The organism is uncultured Campylobacter sp. (assembly GCF_938039205.1).
GTDB lineage: Bacteria > Campylobacterota > Campylobacteria > Campylobacterales > Campylobacteraceae > Campylobacter_A.
Window position 1 is genome coordinate 58,282 of the sequence record NZ_CALHVM010000059.1, and the last position, 22,823, is coordinate 81,104.

Below are 22,823 nucleotides of genomic sequence, written 5' to 3' on the forward strand. Positions count from 1 at the left end.
TTTACGCCTTTTTATCAAAGCCCATATCAAGCTTATCCAGACCGCCGTAAACGCCGCTAAAACGCAGCTTTGGCATGGTTTTTAGGCTAAAATTCGACACTATCAGCCCCTGTTCGCCGATAGCCCTTTTTAGCTCCTTCGCGCCGCTTAAAATCAGATCCTTAAACTCCTCTTTTTGCGTCGCGATCGCAAGGTCGATGTATTTGTTTTCGCTGAGTGCCACCATGATATTGATTTGCCCGAAATTTTGAAAATTTAGATCGATTTGCGCGTAGTGCTTTTGCTTTTTGCCCTGCTTAAACCTGATATTTCCGCCCTCTACGCCCTCCCAGACGTAGGGCAGATAGGTCTGCACGCCGCCTGCGACCGCGGAGGCTAACTGGTGCATCTCGATTTGAGCTAGCAGCTTTGAGGCGGCGTCTTTTACGGGGCTAGCGTCGGGAGACTTTGACTGCATGTTTAAAAGCGCGCTTTTTACGTCGTTTTGCAGCACCTTTGCCGTCTCTTCGGCGCTTTTTGGCGTCACGGCGCCAAGCTCGCCGCGAGCGATATTTTGCTGCTTGATTAGCTTGCCGACTTCATCTAAGTTATTTTTTGCTTCAAAGCCCGCTTTGTCGGCGATTTGCAGGGCAAAATTTAGCTTTCTAGCCGCATTTTGCAGCTTGTCTTGCAGCGTTGCGCCATCGCTTCCTTCCGCGCCGTCTCGGACGATTTTTTGCGCGAAATCGTTAAATTTATCCTGCGAGCCAGCAAGCGCGCCAAGCTCGTCCGTTAGCTCTTTTATCGTGCTTTTTAGCTCGGCGAAATTTAGAGCAAAGCCCCTGTTTTGACTTAGCTTTTCGCTGTTTAAATTTTGCATTTTTTTGCCCGCGTTTGCCAGCAGCTGCGAGATTTTATTTAGCTCGGCGTTTAGCGTTTTTTCGTTTAGGCTTAGTCCGCTACCGCTCATGGCGTTTGCTTGTTTATCCATAAATTTAGCCGCGTTTTCTAATTTATCCGCGATCTCAAAAAGCTGTTTAAACGGCGAGCTCGCTAGCGTATCTTTGGCTGCGGTTTTGGCGTTTTGCAAAATTTGATCAAGCCTCGCAAAGCTCTCGTTCGTGCTTAGGCTGTCATCCTTAGCTAGAGCTGAAATTTGATCCAAAAGCTGCTGATTTGAGAGATTTTTAATATCGCCAAACAGCTTATTTATCGCGCTGGGTAGATTAAATTTGCCGTTTAGCGCGTCTTTTAAATTTGCCTCCAGCATGATGCCCGAGTTTTTTATCTGCTCATTTAGCGGCGCGTTTTTTAGATCGGCGACGGGCTTTAAAAACTCCTTTAGTTTAAGCGCGAATTCCTTTAGATCAGGCTCGTTTTCGGCAAGTGCGACGAGGCTTTTCATATCTTTTGTGAGATTTGGCGAGAGCTGGAGATTTTTAGCCTGCGCGGCTAGCTCTTTGGCCTGCGTCGGGCTTGATTTTAGCTCGTTTAAAAGCTTATTTACGAGCTTATCTAGATCCTTTACGGCATTATCCGCGGCCTCGGAGTCCAAATTTTGCGCAGGCGCGTGCTGATTTTTAAAAAGATTTTTAGTTTCGCCCGCCTGACCCGTCTGTCCGGCGCTTGGGCCGCCTACGCCGCCGGTTTTGGGTAGCGCGCCGCTGACTGCGGCCTGGGTCGCGATTTGCGAGCTTATAGCGTTATTTACTGATTCCATACGGCTATATCGTCAAATTTGAGATTTTCATTAGCTATTTGCCATCGTGCCGGGGCTGTGCTCAAAGTCGCTTCTGCTTTCAAGCGGAACGGTCTTTTGTGTGAGGCAAAACGCGATGAGAAACGCAAGCAATGCCACGTAAACCCACATAAAGCCGTCAAAGCCTAAAATTTGCATACTAGCACCCATTATCACGGACGAAAGAAGCGAACCGAAAGAGTAGCTAAAAAGCACCGCGCGTCCTACTTCGATGCCTTGGTTTTTGTGCTTTAAAACGTCGTTGGCACGAGCAAGCGATAACGCGTAGAGGCAAAAAGCGCCAGAACCCAAAAAAAACGATAAAACGTACTGCGCGTAGATAGAGGGCTTAAGCGCCAAAAAACAAATAGCCGCACACAGCGACACGCCCGCGCAGCACATTATCGCAGGGCGGCGGCCGAATTTATCTGAAAAGCCGCCGATGAGAGAGTGAGCGATAAAGCCGCCCGCCATCGCGACGGTCATAAAAAAAGAAACCTCTCTCGCGCCGTATCCTTGCAGCAGGATATAAACGCTAGCCATCGTAAAAAAGCCGTTTATAAGGATGCCGGCGACGATGCTGGTGATGAGCGCCAAAGGCACGAGCGCAAAGACCCTCGGGATCGAGACGCTCTTTTTTTCGGGGATCGGCGGCTCTTTGATGCGGATTAAATTTAAAGGAATACTCGAAAACAAAATAAACGCCGCGCTAAGCAAAAGCACGTGCGAAGTGGATAAATTTAGCGATAGCACGAGGATACCCAGCCCAAAACATACGTAAAACGTGATCTCGTAAAATGCCAGTACTCGCGAGCGCACTTCGTTTCTAGCGCGCGCGTTGAGCCAGCTTTCGATTATCATTAAAATCGAGTAGTAGCAAAATCCCAAACACCCGCGCAAAAACGCCCAAAAGTAGAGATTTTGGCTAAGGTCGTGAAACATCGCCGCGATACCAAAAAGCGACGCAAATATCCCAAAGCTCCTGATGTGGCCGACTTTTGAGACGATTTTGTGCGAAAATATCGTAGCCGCCATAGCTCCAACGAAAAATACTGCGATGACAAATCCCGTCTCTAGCTCGTCCGCGCCCATTTTTTTTAGCTCGACGCCCGCAGAGCTGATGATGAGGCCGTTTCCCACAAACAAAAACGCCATCCCCACAAATAGTGCAAACATCGATCTGATCGTTATTATCGAGCTATTTCTCATTGCTTTTTACTCCATATATCAAAGCGCCCGCGGGCATCGCCGCAAGCGCGATCAAAAACGCGGCGATATCAAGATTGTCTTGTCTTTTTAGCGCCAAAAATCCGACGACCAAAACCGCATACGCGATCAGCCGAAAAGGCACGAAGGCGGTGAAATAGTTGGGCGAATTTTGCTTTAAATTACGCGCAAAATTTTGCTTTTTTGATGGCTTGGCTTCGCTATCTTGATTTGATTCGCTCAAATTTGACTCGCTTGCCGCGCTCAAATTTGACCCGCTATTTTGGCTTGTGCCGCTTAAATTTTGCTCGTCAAATTTGCCCTGCGCGGCTTTGTTTTGTCCTGTTGCCGCGTCAAATTTAACCAGCACGTTTTCGCCGCTTAAATTTAACTCCGCCGCTTGGTCAAATTTCGCATCTGCTTTTACCGAGCCGTCCAAATTTGACGCGTCCAGACACTTGGCATCTTCGCGGTGCGGGTCATGCCCGTCAAATTTAGCCTCACCGGGGCGATCGGGAAACTCCTCGTGATTTTCGCCCCACTCATCTATATCGTCCTCTGCGGAGGCGTCATAGTCTCGCACGCCGTTTTGCACGCGCTTTTTGTAGGCTCTAAAGGTCGCGGCTAACACCAAAAGCGAGCCCGCAAACGCAACCTGCGAGCTGTAAAACCACGCGCGGCCAAATACCGCCGAGCCCAGCAAAAGCAAAGCCTCAAACGCGCCGTAAACGGCAAGGAGCTTAAAATTCACTCATCGTCCTCGTCATCGTCGTCTTTTGCGGGTTTAAATTTACCTTTGTCTTTTAGTTCATCTAGGCTTTTTATCTGCGCGTCGTAGGCCTTTTTGACGTTTAGCGCGGCTGCGGCGATACCGACGGCGACGCCCGCAAACAGCGTCCACGTCCAGCCCGTTTCCTTCATCATCCAGTAGCCAAACCCTGCCCCGATAGCAAGCGCCACGACGATAGAAACGCCCAGACTTAGCTGCTCGGCGCCTTTTACGACGTCGCCTAAATTTATCTTCGCCATTAGGCAAATCCCCAGCTGTTTTTCATACGCTCTTGTATCGCTTCACGCTCTTTTCTGGCCTCTTTTAGACGCTCTTCTAGATCGGCGATCCTTGCTTTTACCTCGCGCATCTCCTCGTTCTCGCTAGCGCTCTCCGCAGCTATCTCGGCAAAGCTCTCGTCCGCGGCTTTAATGGCAAATTTGATATCCTCTTCGCTCATCGCGTCGCAGATAAAGCCCGTCTCAAACTGGCTAGGCGCTAGATAGACGCCCTTTTCAAGCATTTTGGCGTGAAATTTGGCGTAAAGCTTGGTATCGCTTTTTAACGCGTCGTCGTAGTTTTTAACCTCGCTTGCGGTAAAGAAAAAGCCAAACATTGAGCCTCGCACCGTCGTTTGCAGAGCGATGCCGTGCTTCGTGGCGACGCTTTTTAGCCCGTGAGCGAACAGTACGGCTAGTTTGTTTAGGCGGTCGTAAAGCTCATCGTCGGCGAAAATTTTACTTAGGCTTGCGATGCCGGCGGCCATGGCTACGGGATTGCCGCTTAGCGTGCCTGCCTGATACACCGCGCCTTCGGGGCTTAGGCAGTCCATGATAGCGGCCTTTCCGCCAAACGCCGCCGCAGGGCAACCGCCGCCGATAACCTTACCAAAGGTCACGAGATCAGCCTCTATGCCGTTAAATTCAAACGATCCATGCCTACTCGCGCGAAATCCGCTCATAACCTCGTCGAAAATCAGCACTGCGCCGTTTTCGTCGCAAAGGCGTCTAAGCTCGCTCAAAAACTCGTTATCAGCAGGCACTAGACCCATATTTCCCGCGATCGGCTCGATGATTAGCGCGCCGATTTTGCCCGGATTTGCCTCAAATATCGCCCGCACGCTTTCTATATCGTTGTAGCGCGCTAGATACGTGTTCTTCACCACGTCTGCCGGCACGCCGCCGCTAGAAGCGTTGCCGTAGGTCGTCGCGCCGCTGCCTGCTTTTACCAAAAGCGCGTCGCTGTGTCCGTGATAGCAGCCTTCAAATTTTATCAGCCCGTCCTTACCGCTAAAGCCGCGCGCCACGCGGATAGCGCTCATAGTGGCCTCCGTGCCAGAGCTAACAAAACGCACCTTTTCGACGTTTTTAAACTCGTCGCAGATTAGTTTGGCTAGCTTCGTCTCCAAATTTGATGGAGCGCCAAAGCTTAGTCCCTTTTTAGCCGTCGCTATCACCGCACTCTCGATGTCGGGATCGCAGTGCCCGAAAATAAGCGGTCCCCAGCTCTGGATGAAGTCCAGATAGCGGTTTCCCTCGATATCGACCAGATACGCGCCCTCGCCGCGATCTACTACAAAAGGCTCGCCGCCTACGCTGCCAAACGCGCGAACGGGCGAATCCACGCCGCCCGGGATATATTTTTTAGCTAGCCCGAAAGCTTCTTTGTTAGTCATTTTTTATCCTTGTTGAAATTTATAACGTATTCGTAAAGCAAATTTATCTCTTCGTCGGTAAGAAAGTAGCTAGGCATCACGCTTCTAGCGCTTAGCACGCCCTCTTTAAACGCCTCAAAATCAAGATTGTTTATCCTGGGCGCTCTTAGCTCGTCGTCGATGACCTGCTTGGTTTTTTTATCGAAATGTCTATATTTTGATATGAGTGAGCCCTCGCCGCCCTTGCCGTGACACTTGTCGCAGCCGATGCCGCGCGGGTTTTGATAGAGCATCTTTGCGTATTCGTTTTTCGTGATAAAATCGCTCGCAAACGCCGCGCCGCAAAGCAACCAAAAAATCAGCCAAATTTTCATAAATTCTTTCGCTTTTTCGTAAATTTAATCTAAAATTAGCTATCATACAATCTTTGCGATTAAAAAGTAATAAAGGACGAAAATGACGATATTAGACGGCAAAAACGTAAGCGCACAAGTAAAGGAAAGAGTAAAAAACGAAGCGTTAAATTTGAAAAATCAAGGCATAGAGCCGGCGCTTGCGGTGATACTGGTCGGCGAGGATAAAGCCAGCCAAACCTACGTCGCGGCAAAAGAAAAAGCCTGCATAGCATGCGAGATAAAAAGCGTTATGCACCGCTTGCCAGAGTCTACGACGCAAAGCGAGCTAATCGCGCTAATAGACGTGCTAAATTTAGACGACGGCATCGACGGCATATTAGTGCAGCTGCCGCTACCAAAGCACATAGATACGAATAAAATTTTAGAAACCATTAGCCCCGAAAAAGACGTGGACGGCTTTGCCGCGATAAACGTCGGTAAACTAGCTAGCGGACTTGACGGGTTCGTACCGTGCACGCCGCTAGGCATAATGGAAATTTTTAAAGCGTACGATATAAATTTAGAGGGCAAAAATGCCGTCGTGATCGGACGTAGCAACATCGTGGGCAAACCGATGGCAAATCTACTGCTAAACGCCAACGCGACCGTAACCGTGACGCATAGCAAAACACGAAATTTAAAAGAAATTTGCGCGGACGCCGACATCCTAGTAGCGGCTATTGGCAGGGCTGATTTCGTAACGGCTGATATGGTAAAAGAGGGTGCCGTCGTAATCGACGTAGGCATAAACCGCATGGACGACGGCAAGCTAAAAGGCGACGTCAAATTTGACGAAGTAGCTCCAAAATGCTCGTTTATAACTCCAGTTCCCGGAGGCGTAGGTCCGATGACTATCGCGATGTTGCTATCTAACACCATAAAATCAGCCAAAAACCGCGCGAAAAAGGCATAAATTTTGAAAAAAGCGTTTAATAAATTTTTAGATTTTTCAAACAGCTGGACGGGCACGGTCATCATCGTCTTGCTCGTGATTTTCTTTGTCGCGCAGGCCTTCGTAATACCATCAGGTTCAATGAAGGATACGCTTTTAGTCGGCGATCATCTTTTCGTTAAAAAATTTAGCTACGGCATCTCGACCCCGCGCATTCCGTGGATCGAGGTTAAGGTTTTGCCCGATTTTAACGGTAACGGCCACCTCATCGAAGGAGCAAAGCCGCAGCGCGGCGATATCGTAGTTTTCCGCTATCCGCACGATGAAAAGATCCACTACGTCAAGCGAAATTTCGCGGTCGGCGGCGATGAAGTGATTTTCACCGAAAAGGCGCTATTTTTGCACCCGCACGAGGGCGAGGAGTTTATAAAGGCAAATTTTGACGAAAAAGATATAGTAAAATTTGGCGGCAAGCTTTTCGTACGCGAGCCATATAAATTCGGCGGCATCCACTACGACGAGAAGGTAAATTTATTTGAACTAGCCGTAAACTACCTAAACTCGAGCAAATTCGCCATGCAACCCGTTATCGTAAACGAGCTACCAAGCGTAGGCAACTATCCGTTTAACGCATTTTATTTTCAGGTTCCAGAGGGCGAGTTTTTCATGATCGGCGATAACCGCGACCACTCAAACGACAGCCGCTTTTGGGGGCCCGTGGCTTATAAAAACATAGTCGGCAAGCCGTGGTTCGTATATTTTAGCTGGGATGACGAATACAAAATCAGATGGAATAGAGTCGGTAAGAGCGTGGACTTTATACAAAACTCGCCCGAGCTGCTAGACGCCGCCAGAGCCGAAGCTAAAAACGACGGAAACAAGATCGAATGAACCTTGATAGCATCGACTTCGCTCAAGTTGCGATCCTAGTCGCCGTACTCGTTATCTCCGTCGTCGGGCATGAGATCGCGCACGGATACGCGGCATTTAAATTTGGCGACCTAACCGCTAAAAATTTAGGGCGGCTCAGCATAAATCCCATAAAACACGTCGATCCGCTAGGCACTATCGTCGTGCCGGCACTCATGTATCTTAGCACGGGAGTGACGTTTGGCTGGGCTAAACCCGTACCCATAAATTTACGCACGGTGCTTTATAACGGCGGCTACAAGGCCGCTATCATCGTCGCGCTTGCGGGTATCGCATACAACCTTGCTCTTTTTGCGCTAGCGTTTTGCCTATTTAAATTTATAGGTTTTGACGGCGCGGTAGCGGAGTTTGTATTTATGCTTGCAGCCGTAAATTTAGTCCTAGCCCTCTTTAACCTCTATCCCATCCCGCCTCTTGATGGCTCAAAGGCGCTTGAGTATCTTTTACGCATTTTTGGGCTTCACGGCGCGGCAAACTGGCTAAATAGCATGCAAAGATACGGCTTTATCGCGCTAGTTATCATCGTGATCTCGCCGCTAAAGGATTATTTTTTCGAGCCGATACGATATGCCGTGGCGATCATGAGGATGTTTTTGTAAACGGCAAATTTTAAAATTTAGCCTAAATTTCGCTCCTAAAGGCTTGCGGCGAAATTTTACTTTAATGCTTTTTTGCTATAATTAAGCATTTTTTAGCTTATGGAAATTTCATGAAAATAGACAAAATTTTTATCGCGAGCGACCACGCGGGCTTTGATCTTAAGGCGCAAATTTGCGGGCTTTTAAAAAACGAAGGTTTTGACGTATGCGATCTAGGAACGCATAGCAAAGATAGCGTCGATTATCCAGATTTTGCCGAGCTTATGGCGCAAAATTTACGCGGCGAGAACGAATACGGCGTGCTAATCTGCGGCACGGGTATCGGCATCAGTATCGCGGCCAACCGCCATTCGCACGTTCGCTGCGCGCTTTGTCACGACGTCACAACGGCAAAACTAGCGCGCGAGCACAACGACGCAAACGTACTAGCCATGGGCGCTAGAACGATCGGCGACGCGGTTGCGGCAGATATGATAAAAGCCTTTTTCGCTACCGAATTTGCCGGCGGCAGGCACGAAAGACGCGTGAAAAAGCTAGGAGGCGAGAAATGACTGATTGGCTCGTACTTACCGTTTTGATATGCATTTGTATCTATCTCACCGTTATGGTGTTTTATTTTAAAACCTTGCTTAAAAAAGAGCGCGCGACGCGCGATTTTATGAAAAACAATCTCCAAGATACCGAAGTCGTCATCCGCAAGCTGCAAGTCCAGCTACAGCGCGGTCTTGGCAACATCGACATCCTCACAGACGAACTCAATAAAGTCAAAAACGATGCCAACGCCCTTCGCACCAGAAACTCGCAGTACCGCCTAGAAAACGACAAACTCCGCCAGCGTATCCGCGAACTAGAGGGCAAAATCGAAGCGCTACTATAAATCAAATTTAAAGGCAAAAAATGAAAGAACTAGACAAAGCGGGGAAGGAGTTTTTATTAAATTCTATCCGCTGCATAAACGATTTTCCAAAACCTGGCATAGTATTTCGCGATATCACGACGCTACTGAATAATAAAGAGGCGTTTAATTTTTTAATGGATCATCTAGTTGTCAGATACGAGGACGCCGATATCGATTTTATAGCCGGCATCGAGTCGCGCGGATTTATATTCGCAGCGGCCTTGGCAGCTAGGCTGCGACTGCCTTTCGTGCCGATTAGAAAGCCTAAAAAACTACCCTACATCACGATCTCGCAAAAATATAGCCTAGAATACGGCGTGGATGAGGTGCAAATTCACGTTGACGCATTCGGCGAAAAAGCGGGCGCAAAAGTGCTTTTAATCGACGATCTAATCGCTACGGGAGGCACGGCCAAGGCTAGCGTCGAGCTAATCAATCAAACAAACGCCGTTTGCGTAGAGGCCTGCTTTTTGATTGATTTAAAGGATCTTGGCGGTAGCGCAAATTTACGCTCGCTAACTAAAATTTACAGCATTTTGGAGCTATGATGGAAGAATTTTTTACAAAACTACTCATCGAGTACGGCTACATCATACTTTTCGTCTGGTGCATAATGGAAGGCGAAATGGCGCTCATAATGGCGGGAATCCTCTCTCATCAAACGCATATGCATATCGCGCCGGCCATCTTCGTAGCAGGTCTGGGCGGCTTTGTCGGGGATCAAATTTACTTTTATCTAGGCCGCTACAACAAAAAATATATCGCTAAAAAACTTCATACGCAGCGCCGTAAATTCGCCATCGCGCACATAATGCTAAAAAAATACGGCTGGCCGATCATTTTTATTCAGCGCTATATGTACGGCTTTCGCGTCATCATACCGATGACCATAGGCTTAACCGGATACAGTGCGAAAAAATACGCGCTCATCAATCTAATAAGCGCGTGGTGCTGGGCTGCGATCACGATAATCCCCGCATGGGTTTTAGGCGAGCACATACTTGACATACTGCACAAAGCAAAAGAGCACTGGTACGTCGCCGTGCCGGTAGTGGCGCTATTTTTGGGCATTTTGCTCTACGGCTTTAGGCGCATAGAAAATAAAATTTTAAACGATAGGAGACACAGAAGTGCAGTTTCAACTCACTAATAAAAAACTAAACGAAATCAAGGCTGATTTGGAGCTAATTTTCGTCGTAGATAAAAACCTAAAACATAAATTTATAAAAGACGAAAAGGCGTTTAAATTTGCCAACTACAAGGGCGAGAGCGTCTTGCTTTTACTTGAAAGCGGCAGGGTTTACGTCCCGCTAAATAAGCTTGGCTATGACGAGCTTCGCATAGCTGCGGCAAAGGCCTATAACGCCGTAAAATCGCTAAACATCAAAAGCCTAAAGCTAGCCTCATACGTCGCAGGTTGCCAAAAAATGAGCTTTCAAGCTCTAACCGAGGGCTTTTTGCTGGGCGCTTACGAATTTAACAAATACAAAGAAAAAAAAGAAAAATACGCGCTAAAAGATATTATTTTTAGCTCTGAGGAGTATAACGACAAGGACGTCCGCGAAAACGACGCAAAGGACGGCTTTACTCACGGCGAGATAATCGCCTCTGCGACAAATTTTACCAAAGATATCGTAAACGAAATACCTGAAATCTACACTCCGCAAAAAATGGCCGAAGAGGCGCAAAATCTAGCCAAAAACTACCCAAATTTAAGCTGCAAAATTTACGACGAAAAATTCCTCGAAAAAGAAAAGATGAACGCATTTTTAGCGGTAAACAGAGCCAGCATCCATCCACCTCGCCTCATCCACCTTATCTACAAGCCAAAAGGCGCAAAAAAACGCGTAATCTTCGTCGGCAAAGGGCTAACGTACGATAGCGGCGGACTTAGCCTAAAGCCGGCTGATTATATGCTAACGATGAAAGCCGACAAAAGCGGCGCGGCTGCGGCAATGGGTATAATTAAAGGCGCGGCGGAGCTAAATTTGCCGTTTGAAATTCACGCTATTTTAGGCGCGACCGAAAATATGATCGGCGGCAACGCCTATAAACCAGACGACGTGCTGATATCTCGCAGCGGCGTTAGCATCGAGGTGCGCAACACCGACGCCGAGGGCCGTTTAGTACTTGCCGACTGCCTTAGCTACGCGCAGGATTTTAAACCAGACGTGCTAATCGACATGGCGACGCTAACTGGCGCTTGCGTGGTGGGCCTTGGCGAATACACAAGCGGCATAATGGGCAACAATGAGGAGCTAAAGGCTGAATTTAAAGCAAAAGCTTCAAAAAGCGGCGAGCTAAATACGATTTTGGAGTTTAACCCGCACTTACGCGAGCTAATCAAAAGTCAGATCGCAGACGTCAGCAACACGGGATCCAGTCGTTACGGCGGCGCGATCACGGCGGGACTTTTCCTAGATAAATTTATAAAAGACGAATTTAAAGACAAGTGGATACATCAAGATATCGCAGGCCCGGCTTACACCGAAAAAGCCTGGGGATATAACCAAGCGGGCGCGACGGGAGCTGGCGTGCGAATGAATCTTTATTATCTATGCGCTATAGCAAAGGAGCTATAATGGGACTAGCAGTAGGTATCGTAGGACTACCAAACGTAGGCAAATCAACCACTTTTAACGCACTAACGAAGGCGCAAAACGCCGAGAGCGCGAACTATCCGTTCTGCACGATCGAACCAAATAAAGCCGTCGTGCCAGTGCCCGATAAGCGCCTAGGCGAGCTAGCCAAAATCGTAAATCCAAATAAAATCCAGTATTCAACTATCGAATTCGTCGATATCGCGGGGCTCGTAAAGGGCGCAAGCGCGGGCGAAGGGCTAGGAAATAAATTTCTCTCAAACATCCGCGAAACAGAGGTGATTTTACACATCGTGCGCTGCTTTGAGGATGAAAACATCACGCACGTAGAGGGCGGCGTCGATCCCGTCAGGGACGTCGAGATCATCGAGACCGAGCTCATCCTCGCCGACATCGAGCAGCTAAATAAAAAAATCGAGCGTCTAACCCGCGAAGCCAAAGCAAACGCAAAAGGCGCGAAAGAGGCGCTAGAGACGGCAAATGCGCTGCTAGCCCACCTAAACGACGGCAAAAGCGCGAGCAGCTTCGGCGGCAAGGACGACGACGCGTTTATAAATTTAAACAAAGAGCTAAGGTTGCTCAGCGCAAAAGAGGTCGTCTACGGCGCGAATGTCGATGAGGACGGCATCGCGCAGGATAATAAATACGTACAGGCGCTCCGTGAGTTTGCCGCGCGCTCGGGACATGAGGTTATTAAGCTTTGCGCCAAGATCGAAGAGGAGCTCGTGGGGCTTAGCGACGAAGAGGCGCATGAGTTTTTAAGCTCGCTCGGCACAAATGAAAGCGGTCTGGAAAAAATCATTAAAACGGCATTTGCGAAGCTAAATTTGATCAGCTACTTTACCGCGGGCGTCGTCGAGGTGCGCGCGTGGACGATCGTAAAAGGCTGGAAAGCGCCAAAAGCCGCCAGCGTCATCCACAACGACTTTGAGCGGGGATTTATCAGAGCCGAGGTCATCGGCTACGAGGACTACATCGCGTGCGGCGGCGAAAATCCGGCCAAAGAGGCGGGCAAAATGCGCCTAGAAGGCAAGGACTACGTCGTGCAAGACGGCGACGTGATGCATTTTAGATTTAACGTTTAAGGCGCAAAATCGGTCAAATTTGGCTTTATAGCCGAGTGGTTTTTGGCCAAATTTGACTACTCTTGCTTTATGCCGTGCGGCCATGAACCCAAATATTGGCAAAATAAATTTGACGCCTTTTCGCGCCGATACTGCTCCGCAAAATTTATTTTAGCCATTAAGAGCGCGGTTAAATTTAGCTCGGCGCGGTTTTTGCCGCTCAAATTCGACTCGCACTAAATTTAAGGAAAAAATTTGAAAAAGATCATAGCCGTTTGCGTAACCGCATTAAATTTACTCCATACTCAAATAATTTTCAAAGGACACCAAGATTGCGTCGCTTTAGCACATCGTCGCACCGCTTAGGTAGCGCGCCCAGATGCTATAACCTATCAATAAAGTTGTATGCAAGCTCTACAAAGAAGCAAAATAGGTCAAATTTGAAAAACAAAACTAGTAAAATTTAACAAAGGAGCGCAATGATAAAACCGGTCTTACTACTACTTTTTGTACTAAATTTTGCTCTCGCAAATTTGACGAGCGAAGGTCAAACCACCTACGACGCGGGCGATGAGCAAAGAGCGGCTCAAATTTGGCAAAAAGCGTGCGAAACAGGCGAGACGCGCGGGTGCGCAAGGCTTGGGTTTTTATATCAAAGCGGCAAAGGCTTAGAACAAGATGACGCAAAGGCTAGCAAATTTTACCAAAAACCTGCGACGCAGGCGAGCTATCAGGCTGCGACAGCTTAGCCTCACTCCATCAAAACAGCGGCGAACACGCCAAAGCCGCCGCGATTTTTGAGCGAGCCTGCGAAAAAGGATTTGGTTTAAGCTGCTATAATCTAGCTCAAATTTACGAAGCAGGCATCGGCGTCGCACCAGATGAAAGCAAAGCGTTAGAGCTCTACGTAAAGGCCTGTGAGCGCGGATACGCGGTAGTTTGCTACTATCTAGGCGGCATGTACGCGGACGGCGCAATGGGCAAAAACGACGAAGCCGCGAAAAACTCGAAAAACGCGCTCAAATTTTACTCGCTTGCCTGCGATGGTAAAATTTACGAAGCGTGCGAAGCTTTGGGTAGGCTTTACGAGGACGGCGAGGCGGGTTTTGCGCAGGATATCAAGGCCGCTAGATCCTACTACGACAAAGCCTGCACCGCAAATGCCTACAAATGCAGTGGCAGCGAGCGTCTAGACGAGCTACAGGGCGGCTGGGCGCAGTATCAAAGCGGGCAGTTTGAGGCAGCCTACGAACTAGGCAAAGAGGCGTGCGACAGGGATGTAGCAAACGGTTGTGCGGCGCTAGGAGAGCTCTATGCAAAAGGGCTAGGCGGAGCGCGGCAAGATAGCGAGCAGGCGGTTAAATTTCACGAGAAGGCCTGCGAAGGCGGCTTTGGAGCTTCTTGCGCCGAGCTTGGCGAGATGTTTTTTCATGGGCGCAGCGTAAAAAAGGACGTTCCGCACGCGCTAGAGCTTTTTGAAAAGGCCTGCCTACTTTGGCGACTAGATGCCTGCGAGAGTCTAGCGGACGCGTATTTTGAGGGAGCGGACGTGCCACAAGATACAGCAAGAGCCTTTAACTTTTACGGGATCGCCTGCTACAACGGGCTAAAACCGGCCTGCACGAATCTAGGCGCGATCTACGAAAGAGGCATAGGCGAAGCGATAAAAGCGGACGAAAGCGAAGCTGCAAGTCTTTTTAGCGAGGCTTGCGAGGCAGACGATGCGCGCGGGTGCCTAAATATAGCGCGCCGTCTTGAGCGCAGCGACAAAAAACAAGCCGCCGCGCTACGCCAAAAGGCGCAAAAGTTGCACGAAAAAGAGTGCGAGGCGGGGCTAGCTAAAAAGTGCATGGAGTTTAAAAAAATCAACCGATAAAGGAGAAAAACATGAGTTTTAAAAAAGTTTCGTTTGCCGCCGTTGCGGCCGTTTGTCTATTTTTGGGCGGCTGCACCCAGCCTAAAACCACGCAGATAGAGCTACCAAAAAGCGCGCTAGATAGCGTAAATCTGCCAAACGAGATAGCGGTAGACGGCGATAAATTTATCCTAAAGCAAAAAAACGCAAGAACGGCCGAGTATTATCTACCAAACGAAAAAGTGGGCTTTAAATGGACCAAACTAGTAAGCGTCACCGTCGATGAAAACGCCGATATAAACGAATATCAAAAGACCTTTATGACCGCGTTAAAAAGCGGGAAGTTTGGCAAAGCGGAGTATGATTTTAAGTTTATAAACGATAAAGAGTATCAAGCTTACACGATCTACTATCCGATCGCGGGCAACCCGGATTTTAACAACTACGAGATCAATCTAATCCACGTCAAGAGCCTTAACTGCGGGCTTAGAGTCACGCACTACGCGCTAAAGTTTCTAAATATCGCCGATAGAAGCAAATTTCACACACTAATCAAGCAAAAATTGCCGATATTTTTAGCGCAGATGCCGCAAGTCGAGTGTAAATAATTTTAATTTCGGGCGCTATTTTTAGTTTTTGCTAAATTTAGCGCCATTTTTTGCGAGCTAATTTTTAAAATTTAGTCCGCAAACTGCGACAAAATTGACGCTTTGCTTGCGCGGGCGGTCAAATTTGACAAGCGTAACGGCTACAATTTGACGCCGCCGCTTTTTTGATATTCGGCGTTAAATTTTGCGCCTTTCAAAAAACTACTCAAAGGAAAAATATGGAAAACGGCGGACTGGCGGTACATTTTGGAGAAAATTTGGCGCAAATTTTATCGCAAAAGATAAAGGCGGTTTATCCTAAATTTGACGCGCAGAGCTACTACGAGCAAATCGCAAAGAGCACGCCGAATCTCGGTTATTCGCAAAGGATTTTGGCGCACGCAAACGCGCTAAATGAACTTTTGCCGCCGGATTTTAAGCGCGCGGCGGAGATTTTGGTCGCGATTTTAGGCGAAGAAAACCCGAACGAAACGGGCATGTTTAAGCACTTTTACTGGACTTTGCCGCTGGCAAAATACGTCGAAATTTACGGCCTAGACGACTTTGAAACCTCGATGAGCGCGATTGAGGAAATCACAAAGCGCGGCACGGGCGAGTATGCGGTGCGCGCGTTTATCAAAAAATACCCGCAAGACTCGCTCAAAACCATGACGCAGTGGGCGCGCTCGTCAAATTTTCATATGCGCAGGCTGGCGTCTGAAGGTCTACGACCAAAGCTGCCGTGGGCTAGCAAGCTGGAGCTTTTCATTAGCGATCCGCGCCCGGTTTTTGCGGTACTGGAGATACTTAAAGAGGACGAGGTGCGCTTCGTGCAGCGCTCGGTCGCAAACAACGTCGCGGACTATCTAAAGGTAAATTTTGCCGCCGCAAAAGAGCTGCTCGTGCGCTGGCAAAGTTCGCAAAATAAAAACACGCAGCAAATAATCCGCCACGCCACGAGGAAAATAAAAATTTAGCTTTTTGCACAGATATGCAAGTCGGCGGCTAAATTTAAGATGCAAATTTTATAAACCTATAACGCATTTTATAAACAAAAAAGCAGTTCAATCCGCCGAATAAAAAGTTGAGACGAGCTTGATGATCGCCGCAGAAAAAAGATCAAATTTACAACCGCCGCCCGAAATCAAATTTAACTCCAAACCCGCAACTACACGCAAATTTCAAAAGCTGCCGTGCTCAAATTTAAAGCCAAATACCCAAGCAAACCCAAAAATCAAAAGCGTCAATTTTAAGCCCTCGCGTCCAAGCCGCAAGCAGTCGCGCGATTTAAAAGTCAAATTTGCCAAAAAACCGCGCAATATAATATTTACAACGCGCAAGCGTAACAAGCGGCCGAGCGCAAAAAATCTACGCCGCAAAGATCCTAAACGCTGCCCAGACGCAAACAGCGCCGACCAAAACGCCGACGGCAAAGGCCGAAGCGACGTAGAGTTTTTGCTTTTTTCTGATCTGCTCAAATTTCTTTTCGTGATGCTTTTTCACGCCCTCAAAGGTCAAATTTAAGATCTTTTCGTTCGTTTGATTTAGCGCATCGGCAAAGCTCTTTATCTGCTCGTCGTTGATGTATCGCATGGTCTTGCGCGTCGCGTTGGCTAGGCGCTCGTAGTCCTCGCTGTTTTCCCAGAGTTCTACGACGGTGTTGTTTTCGATACGTTCTTTTAGTTCCAGCGTTTCTTTTAGCTCATTTTGTTCGACTAGTTGCGTTCCCATCACGCCTCCTTAGTTGATAGTTCCTATTTTGTCGCCATATTTTAGCTTTTGCTCGGCTGCTAGATCAAATTTGACCGCGCCCTGCTCGCTAAGGATTAGGATCGTAGAGCCCAGCTCAAACATCCCCAGCTGCTCGCCCTTTTTCGCGCTTAAATTTTCGTATTCGTAGAGTGCGACGTTGCCGGCGCAGGCGTTAGTCTGTATGCGCGCGTCAAAGTCAAATTTCATCTTGCCCACGTTTAGCGCGCCGACAAAGACCAACCACATCTTTTTGCCGCTTGCAAGCTCGCATTTTAGCACCACGCGCTCGTTTTTGGCGTAAAGATTTGGCACCTTTAGCAGCGCGCTGACGGCCACGCTATATAGCTCGCCAGGTACATAAAGCGCGGATAAGATCCTCATATCGCAAGGCGCGTGGTAGCGGTGGTAGTCGCGTGGGCTGAGATAAATATTTACGTACTCTAGCTCGGCGTCTCGCTCACTGCGGTCCATACTGTCGCCCAGAAGCTCTGCTATACCGTACTCGCGGCCCTTGACGCTGATCGCTTTTAGCTCCTTGCTAACTCCGCGCTCCAGGCACGTGCCGTCGCTAGGACTGATAAAGACCTGCGGCGAAACGTCAAAATTTCGCGGACACTGTAGCTCGCGGGTAAAAAGCGCCGTCAGGCTCTCGTACTCTCTAGGCTGCTTAAACTCGCTCATGTCGATTTTAAAGCCGCTTACGTATTTTTCGTTGATAAATGTTTGCAAAAATCTCGGAAATCTAACCGCCGCCACAAACCCGAATATCCTAGAAATAAGTCCCCTCATACAACTCCTTTTAGTCTTAATAACGAAATCTCGCTAGGCGCCATCACGCGCACCGGCGGCCCCCAAAACCCGGCGCCTCGGCTAACGTAAATTTGCGTATTTTTGTTCGCGCTATATAGCCCTGCGACGTATTTTTGATCTAGCCTTACTAGTAGCGAAAATGGGAAAATCTGCCCGCCGTGCGTATGTCCGCTCACGACCAGATCCACGGGCGCGCTTTCGTCCATGTACTTTAAAAATTTAGGCTGATGAGCGAGCAAAACGGTAGGCAAATTTACGTCGCGACCGCCTAGAGCTGCGACTAGATCGGGCTCGTACGCCTTAAATCTAAAACCGATGATATCATAAACGCCGGCTAAATTTACTCCGCCTACGCGCGCATTTTCGTTGCCTAAAATTTTAAAATTCGTCGTCTCGCGGATCACTTTTAGTGTGCCGTCGATGCCGCTATAGTACTCGTGATTGCCCGGTACGTAAAAGGTGCCGTATTTACTCTTTAGCTCGTTAAATGGCGCGATAAACTCGGCCAAACGGTGCGGCGACAGATCCGCAATATCGCCCACGATCGCGACCGCATCGGCGTCAAGCTCGTTTACGCGCCTAGTTACCGCCCGCGCAAAGTCCGCTCCCAAAAAATCACCCAGATGGATATCAGTTAAAACCGCGATCTTTAGCTCGCCCTTTAGCCCCTTTAGCTCGATATCCTGCGCTTTTACTTCTGGCAATTTTACGGCGTTAAAGATGCCTCTAAAAAAGTAGCTAAACGCCAAAATAAGTATCGTGACGTCAAGGTAAAGGCGCAAAAATTTACGCCTGCTCTCACTAAACGCGCGCTTGGTTACGGGACGAACCGCGAGCGAGATGACGTTCGTAAAAAGCACGAACGAAAAGATAATAAACGTCAGCGCCAGCATCAGCGAACAGGCGATGCGAAGGCTCGGACCCAAAAAGTTAAACCGCAGCGAAAAAGCAAGCGCGACGCCGCCGATGGCAAGCGTCAGGAAAAATAGCCCAAGCGCCCTTTTATGCACGGCAAGCGGACTGAGCGCGGCATCGGCAAAAAGCCCGCGATAAGAAACGTAATTCATAAAAATAATGATTAAAGACGATAAAACATAAAACATTTCGTAAATTTAGCCAAAATTATTAAATATCTAACCACTGCGCGCGGCAAATTTAAGGAAAATTAAGCGCGGCGGCGGACGATTTGGGATTTTAAGAGCGGATATTTCGGGCGCAGCAAAATGCGTAGCCAAATATTTGTTTAAGATAAGCGGCGCGCATAAGCAACAAATTCGCTCTATGATTTAAGCAACGATGAGCGCGTTACTGACGGCGGTTTTACGCAGTGAAGGCGACGCGCACGAACGGCGATTTACTCCGTTAGATTTAAATTTTCGTTGCTTTGGTTTTGACTGCGCTTGTTCTTTATTTTGCAAATTTGGACATTTCGGCGATAAATTTACGGCTTTGCGGGATGCGTTTTGAGATAAAATTTATGGGACTTAACTTTATAAAATTTGCGACGAGACGAACGTCGAATTTTACCGTCCGAGACGAATTTAGTTTGTAAATTTGGCACAAAAGCGGTTAAATTTGACTACTCCTCAATCAACTTTATCAGCGTTCTACCGTCAGATTCTAAGGCATTTGCACTGATCTTTTCTGAGCCGAATTGTAAAATATATCTATTGCCCGAAACCTCATACAAAGCCGTCAAAAAGCCATCCAAATCATCGTCTTTGTTGGAATATGAACACTCTTGTATAAATTTGTTTTTGTTTTTATAAAAACAAATTTCACGATAAACAGCAGAACCGCCCTTAAAAAACCATATATCATTCAAATTTATTTTTCTACCGTTATAAGTGATCAAATGTTTATTTGTCACGTAAAATCCCTCGTGGATAAAGTTCATAAGCTCGTAATATATTGCCACCAACAAAGCGATAACAAAAATCACCCAGCCTATTTTCATAAGCGTTCCGCTCTCTAAAAATAAGGCGCATGAAGCCCACACACATAAGGTAAAAGCAATAATTTTCAACACGCAAAAAAATCTAATAGAGCATAAATATTTATATAGCACCACCTCACCGTCGTCGAGCTTGACATTTTCAGGCAAATCCGCCAGCTCATCGTCCAGCGCCTTGCGCGTCAAATTTAGCTCACTCATCGCCAGCGTCCTGCGTTCGCACGATGAGACTCTTTGGCAGGTTAAATTTCTCGATCACTTCGCACTCTTTGGCCCTCATCTCGCCCGCGTCGCTCTCATGATCGTAGCCTAGCACGTGAAGTAGCCCGTGCGTGAAAAGCAGCGCCGTCTCGTCATCCTCGCAGTGACCTAGCTCGGCGGCTTTGGCTGCGACTAGCTCAGTGTTTATCACTATACAGCCAAGCGGCGCGTGCAGCTGCATCTCAAGCGGGAAGCTCAGCACGTCCGTAGTCTCGTAGATGCCGCGCTGGCGGACGTTTATCTCCTTCATCTCCTCGGCGTCAACGAAGCTAAGCTCCACCTCGCCCGCGGTCAAATAGTCGCAAATTTGATCCAAAATCCTCGGATAATCGTCCTCGCAAAGTATCATTTTTGGCTTTCCTTTAGTAAAATTTGAGTATGATTTTAGCAAAAATTTGGGTTGATCTTAATAAAACTAGCTTTTGTTTGTTAAGGGGGAAGGGGCTTGAATTACGAAGTCGCTCCCTTCCCCTTTAACAATCCCCCCCCAACCCCTACGACGTGAGAGGTGGCGACACGGCTTTGCTGGCGCAAAGCGTCGCTAGTTTGAATAAAATTTGACATTTTCAGGGTGCGGGTCTCGGTGAGTCAAATTTGAGGTTGAAATTTATAAATTTGAACGTAAGACGATAAGGCGAAGTATCGCGAGATGATTTTTCGAGCTTTGAAGCAAAATTGAGCGTGCGCTAGGCATATAGCCTGCGGAGCGAAAATTTTGCGAAATCTCGGAAAAGCGCTCGCGAGACAAGCCGACTAAAAAGGAGAAAAAGTGAAAAAAGCGGTTTGCATAATGAGCGGCGGCATGGACAGCACCCTCTGCGCCGTCCTCGCCAAGCGCGCAGGCTATGAGATCATCGCGCTGCATTTTGACTACGGACAGCGAACGATGGAGCGCGAAAAGCTAGCATTTGAGCAGATCTGCGAGCGCATCGGCGCGCTAAAAAAGGTAAATTTAGACGCTAGTTTCATAGCAAGTATCGGCGGCAACGCACTAACGGACGAGAGCCTAGCCATCCGCAAAGACGGCGCCAATCCCGACACCCCTAGCACCTACGTGCCGTTTCGCAACGGTATCTTTATCTCTATCGCCGCCGCACTAGCCGAAAAAGAGGGCGCGCAGGCGCTTTACATCGGCATCGTCGAGGAGGACGGCTCGGGCTACCCTGACTGCACGGCGGACTTTATCGCCAAGATAGAAAGCGCCGTAAACGCCGGCACCTCAAAGGGTTTTAGTCTACAAATCGTCACGCCGCTGGTAAATTTAAGCAAGGCCGACATCGTGCGCAAGTCGCTCCAGGCTGGCTCGCCGCTAGAGCTAACCTGGAGCTGCTACGAGCGCGAAGACAAGGCTTGCGGCAAATGCGATAGCTGCCGTCTGAGACTGCGAGGGTTTGAGCTTGCGGGCGAAAAAGATAGGATAAAATACGTAAATTTGAATTAAAATTTCTAAAAATCGGCATAGCCCATCCGCAAATTTAATGCGAAATAAATTTATCCGCCAAAACGCGGCAACCGTCATGCCGCCGTTTTTTATTTAGCAAATTTGATCGCTGTGGCGGTTTTACGAATTTTAGACGTAAGGTGTTTTTGACAATATCCACTTTTAAGGACGGAAAACAAAACGCCTACTTTAAATTTCTCTCGCATCTGTGCCGATACTCCAGCCGCCTGCGCAAAGCGACCGCGGCACGCCTCGTAGGGAAGCACTATTTGGACGCTTTACTTAAAAACTCGCAAGGCAAGCTCTACTAATTTACGCATTTTTCCTTTAAATTTATCGGTAAATTTGCGGCTAGTAAGCAAATGGTTTAAAAATTAGATCAAATTTGTAGCAGATAAAGGCGAAAATACGCGCTAAATTTGAGATTATTATAAAATTTCGCCGAACAAATCAGGCTCGGGCGAGCTCAAATTTAACATCGCTTCAAGCTCCTCTTTTTGGCATTTAACGAGCGCGTAGTGAAAATTTGAAAGATTTTTTAGCTCGGCAAGCTCCTTAAATCTCATCGTAGCCGCCGCGCTTTCCGCAAAATCCTCCGGCACGCAGATCTCGATACCGCCGCTAAAATTTCGCGCTAGAAACGCCGCCTCCATATCAAAAAGCTCGTCGTCGCACTCAGCGATCAAGGCTTGAGAGCTCGCGCCAAAAGGTACGACGTGAAAATTTTTATTTATAAAAATAGGCTCAAAGTGCCCCAAATTTCGCGTGTCGCCGAGCTTAAAAGAAAATCCTGCACGGATCAGATACCTCAAAAGTCCGAAAAGATAGTGCGTAAAAACTTTAGGGAAATTTAAGTTTGGATAGTAAACGCCATCGCAAACGACGCTAGAGGCAAATAGCGAGCCGCCCTGCGCGCAAACCGCGTCCACATCGCTAAAAACTGTGTCGTAAAGCGGCGCGATCTTGGATAAAATTTTAAGATCGTCGGTGAAAAACAGATCCCCCGCGCCCGCTTTCATTATCTTTATAAAAAGCCGCGTCGCATCCTCAGGCAGCAAGCTAGCTACGTTGCCGTCAGAGTTTTTGCCTAGGCTCATGCGCGCGAGCAGGGCCTTTTGTACGGGATTAACTGAGCAAAATTTGAGATTTTTGTAACTAGCCTCAAAGCGCATTAGCCGCATCAGCGCGGCGCTCAGACTATCGACTTTGATAAAAGCGACCTCGGGATCGATGACCTCGCATCTTTGCTCGACGAGTACGGCATAGGCGCCGTTTGCGACGGCCGCGGCTATCTCGTCCGCGCCTGCGCCAAGCCCGATGTAGGCGTAGCCCTGGCGCACGTTTTTACTCTCAAACGCAAAGCCCTCCACGGCGCTGATGCTTGGTTTATTTAGCGCTTCGCCGTTGATGAGGCGCCTTAGGTTTTCGATATTCACGCC

The 22,823-nt window shown here is 48.1% G+C and carries 26 protein-coding genes; 14 read left to right on the top strand and 12 right to left on the bottom strand.

Annotation, left to right across the window (positions count from 1 at the left end):
* Window position 1 precedes the first annotated feature (1 nt).
* The 6 genes from Q0394_RS10080 to Q0394_RS10105 are packed head-to-tail and all read right to left on the bottom strand — an operon-like array spanning window position 2 to window position 5,720.
* Window positions 2-1,699 carry a flagellar hook-length control protein FliK gene (locus Q0394_RS10080; protein WP_298947368.1) on the bottom strand — a complete coding sequence of 566 codons (1,698 nt, stop codon included), beginning with the start codon at window positions 1,697-1,699 and terminating at the stop codon, window positions 2-4.
* 30 nt (window positions 1,700-1,729) lie between these two features.
* Entirely contained in the window at window positions 1,730-2,926 is a 1,197-nt protein-coding gene (locus Q0394_RS10085; RefSeq protein WP_298947369.1) for an MFS transporter, read from the bottom strand.
* Window positions 2,916-3,674 (bottom strand): potassium transporter TrkA, encoded by a 759-nt coding sequence (locus tag Q0394_RS10090; protein WP_298947371.1) that lies wholly within the window; start codon window positions 3,672-3,674, stop codon window positions 2,916-2,918. Before Q0394_RS10090 ends, Q0394_RS10085 begins: the two co-directional genes overlap by 11 nt.
* Window positions 3,671-3,952 (bottom strand): AtpZ/AtpI family protein, encoded by a 282-nt coding sequence (locus tag Q0394_RS10095; RefSeq protein ID WP_298947374.1) that lies wholly within the window; start codon window positions 3,950-3,952, stop codon window positions 3,671-3,673. Before Q0394_RS10095 ends, Q0394_RS10090 begins: the two co-directional genes overlap by 4 nt.
* Window positions 3,952-5,367: a glutamate-1-semialdehyde 2,1-aminomutase gene (gene hemL / locus Q0394_RS10100; RefSeq protein WP_298947376.1), complete on the bottom strand. Its 1,416-nt coding sequence runs from the start codon at window positions 5,365-5,367 to the stop codon at window positions 3,952-3,954. Before hemL ends, Q0394_RS10095 begins: the two co-directional genes overlap by 1 nt.
* Window positions 5,364-5,720, bottom strand: a complete 357-nt coding sequence (locus Q0394_RS10105; RefSeq protein WP_298947378.1) for a c-type cytochrome — start codon at window positions 5,718-5,720, stop codon at window positions 5,364-5,366. The genes hemL and Q0394_RS10105 overlap by 4 nt, the downstream gene beginning before the upstream one ends.
* An 82-nt stretch (window positions 5,721-5,802) precedes the next feature.
* Between Q0394_RS10105 and folD the strand changes: the two genes are divergently transcribed.
* The 13 genes from folD (at window position 5,803) to Q0394_RS10170 (ending at window position 16,143) form a co-directional block, all read left to right on the top strand.
* Window positions 5,803-6,654: a bifunctional methylenetetrahydrofolate dehydrogenase/methenyltetrahydrofolate cyclohydrolase FolD gene (gene folD / locus Q0394_RS10110; RefSeq protein WP_298947380.1), complete on the top strand. Its 852-nt coding sequence runs from the start codon at window positions 5,803-5,805 to the stop codon at window positions 6,652-6,654.
* Between the two features lie 3 nt (window positions 6,655-6,657).
* Window positions 6,658-7,524, top strand: a complete 867-nt coding sequence (lepB, locus tag Q0394_RS10115; RefSeq protein ID WP_298947382.1) for a signal peptidase I — start codon at window positions 6,658-6,660, stop codon at window positions 7,522-7,524.
* Window positions 7,521-8,162, top strand: a complete 642-nt coding sequence (locus Q0394_RS10120) for a site-2 protease family protein (RefSeq protein ID WP_298792685.1) — start codon at window positions 7,521-7,523, stop codon at window positions 8,160-8,162. Before lepB ends, Q0394_RS10120 begins: the two co-directional genes overlap by 4 nt.
* Before the next feature lie 110 nt (window positions 8,163-8,272).
* The gene (gene rpiB, locus Q0394_RS10125; protein ID WP_298792683.1) at window positions 8,273-8,713 is read left to right on the top strand and encodes a ribose 5-phosphate isomerase B; all 441 of its coding nucleotides are present in this window, start codon (window positions 8,273-8,275) and stop codon (window positions 8,711-8,713) included.
* Window positions 8,710-9,039: a protein-export membrane protein gene (locus Q0394_RS10130; protein ID WP_002953464.1), complete on the top strand. Its 330-nt coding sequence runs from the start codon at window positions 8,710-8,712 to the stop codon at window positions 9,037-9,039. Before rpiB ends, Q0394_RS10130 begins: the two co-directional genes overlap by 4 nt.
* A 20-nt stretch (window positions 9,040-9,059) precedes the next feature.
* Window positions 9,060-9,608: an adenine phosphoribosyltransferase gene (gene apt, locus Q0394_RS10135; protein WP_298947384.1), complete on the top strand. Its 549-nt coding sequence runs from the start codon at window positions 9,060-9,062 to the stop codon at window positions 9,606-9,608.
* Window positions 9,608-10,210, top strand: a complete 603-nt coding sequence (locus Q0394_RS10140) for a DedA family protein (protein ID WP_298792679.1) — start codon at window positions 9,608-9,610, stop codon at window positions 10,208-10,210. The genes apt and Q0394_RS10140 overlap by 1 nt, the downstream gene beginning before the upstream one ends.
* Complete coding sequence (locus Q0394_RS10145) at window positions 10,191-11,642, top strand: leucyl aminopeptidase (protein WP_298947386.1); 1,452 nt, start codon at window positions 10,191-10,193, stop codon at window positions 11,640-11,642. Before Q0394_RS10140 ends, Q0394_RS10145 begins: the two co-directional genes overlap by 20 nt.
* A complete protein-coding gene (gene ychF / locus Q0394_RS10150; protein ID WP_298947388.1) occupies window positions 11,642-12,745 on the top strand; it encodes a redox-regulated ATPase YchF in 1,104 nt (367 codons plus the stop codon). Before Q0394_RS10145 ends, ychF begins: the two co-directional genes overlap by 1 nt.
* 458 nt (window positions 12,746-13,203) lie before the next feature.
* Complete coding sequence (locus Q0394_RS10155) at window positions 13,204-13,473, top strand: sel1 repeat family protein (protein WP_298947390.1); 270 nt, start codon at window positions 13,204-13,206, stop codon at window positions 13,471-13,473.
* A 209-nt stretch (window positions 13,474-13,682) separates the two neighbouring features.
* The gene (locus tag Q0394_RS10160) at window positions 13,683-14,600 is read left to right on the top strand and encodes a tetratricopeptide repeat protein (RefSeq protein WP_298947392.1); all 918 of its coding nucleotides are present in this window, start codon (window positions 13,683-13,685) and stop codon (window positions 14,598-14,600) included.
* An 11-nt stretch (window positions 14,601-14,611) separates the two neighbouring features.
* Window positions 14,612-15,187 carry a hypothetical protein gene (locus Q0394_RS10165; protein WP_298947394.1) on the top strand — a complete coding sequence of 192 codons (576 nt, stop codon included), beginning with the start codon at window positions 14,612-14,614 and terminating at the stop codon, window positions 15,185-15,187.
* Window positions 15,188-15,405: 218 nt separating this feature from the next.
* Window positions 15,406-16,143, top strand: coding sequence for a DNA alkylation repair protein (locus Q0394_RS10170; RefSeq protein ID WP_298947396.1), 738 nt, complete (start codon window positions 15,406-15,408; stop codon window positions 16,141-16,143).
* A gap of 391 nt (window positions 16,144-16,534) precedes the next feature.
* Here Q0394_RS10170 and Q0394_RS10175 read toward each other — a convergent pair whose 3' ends face one another.
* From Q0394_RS10175 to ybeY, 5 genes are all read right to left on the bottom strand, one after another.
* Entirely contained in the window at window positions 16,535-16,897 is a 363-nt protein-coding gene (locus Q0394_RS10175; protein ID WP_298947398.1) for a hypothetical protein, read from the bottom strand.
* Window positions 16,898-16,906: 9 nt separating this feature from the next.
* Window positions 16,907-17,707: a phosphatidylserine decarboxylase gene (locus Q0394_RS10180; protein WP_298947399.1), complete on the bottom strand. Its 801-nt coding sequence runs from the start codon at window positions 17,705-17,707 to the stop codon at window positions 16,907-16,909.
* Window positions 17,704-18,795, bottom strand: coding sequence for a metallophosphoesterase (locus Q0394_RS10185; RefSeq protein ID WP_298947400.1), 1,092 nt, complete (start codon window positions 18,793-18,795; stop codon window positions 17,704-17,706). Before Q0394_RS10185 ends, Q0394_RS10180 begins: the two co-directional genes overlap by 4 nt.
* A 512-nt stretch (window positions 18,796-19,307) precedes the next feature.
* Window positions 19,308-19,883, bottom strand: coding sequence for a hypothetical protein (locus tag Q0394_RS10190; RefSeq protein ID WP_298947401.1), 576 nt, complete (start codon window positions 19,881-19,883; stop codon window positions 19,308-19,310).
* Entirely contained in the window at window positions 19,876-20,292 is a 417-nt protein-coding gene (ybeY, locus tag Q0394_RS10195; protein WP_298791689.1) for an rRNA maturation RNase YbeY, read from the bottom strand. The genes Q0394_RS10190 and ybeY overlap by 8 nt, the downstream gene beginning before the upstream one ends.
* A 420-nt stretch (window positions 20,293-20,712) precedes the next feature.
* On the opposite strand from ybeY, the gene queC reads away from it, so the two are divergent.
* Window positions 20,713-21,384: a 7-cyano-7-deazaguanine synthase QueC gene (gene queC, locus Q0394_RS10200; protein WP_298947403.1), complete on the top strand. Its 672-nt coding sequence runs from the start codon at window positions 20,713-20,715 to the stop codon at window positions 21,382-21,384.
* Window positions 21,385-21,812: 428 nt separating this feature from the next.
* On the opposite strand, the gene Q0394_RS10205 is transcribed toward queC, so the two are convergent.
* Entirely contained in the window at window positions 21,813-22,820 is a 1,008-nt protein-coding gene (locus Q0394_RS10205; RefSeq protein ID WP_298947405.1) for a ferrochelatase, read from the bottom strand.
* Between the last annotated feature and the right edge of the window lie 3 nt (window positions 22,821-22,823).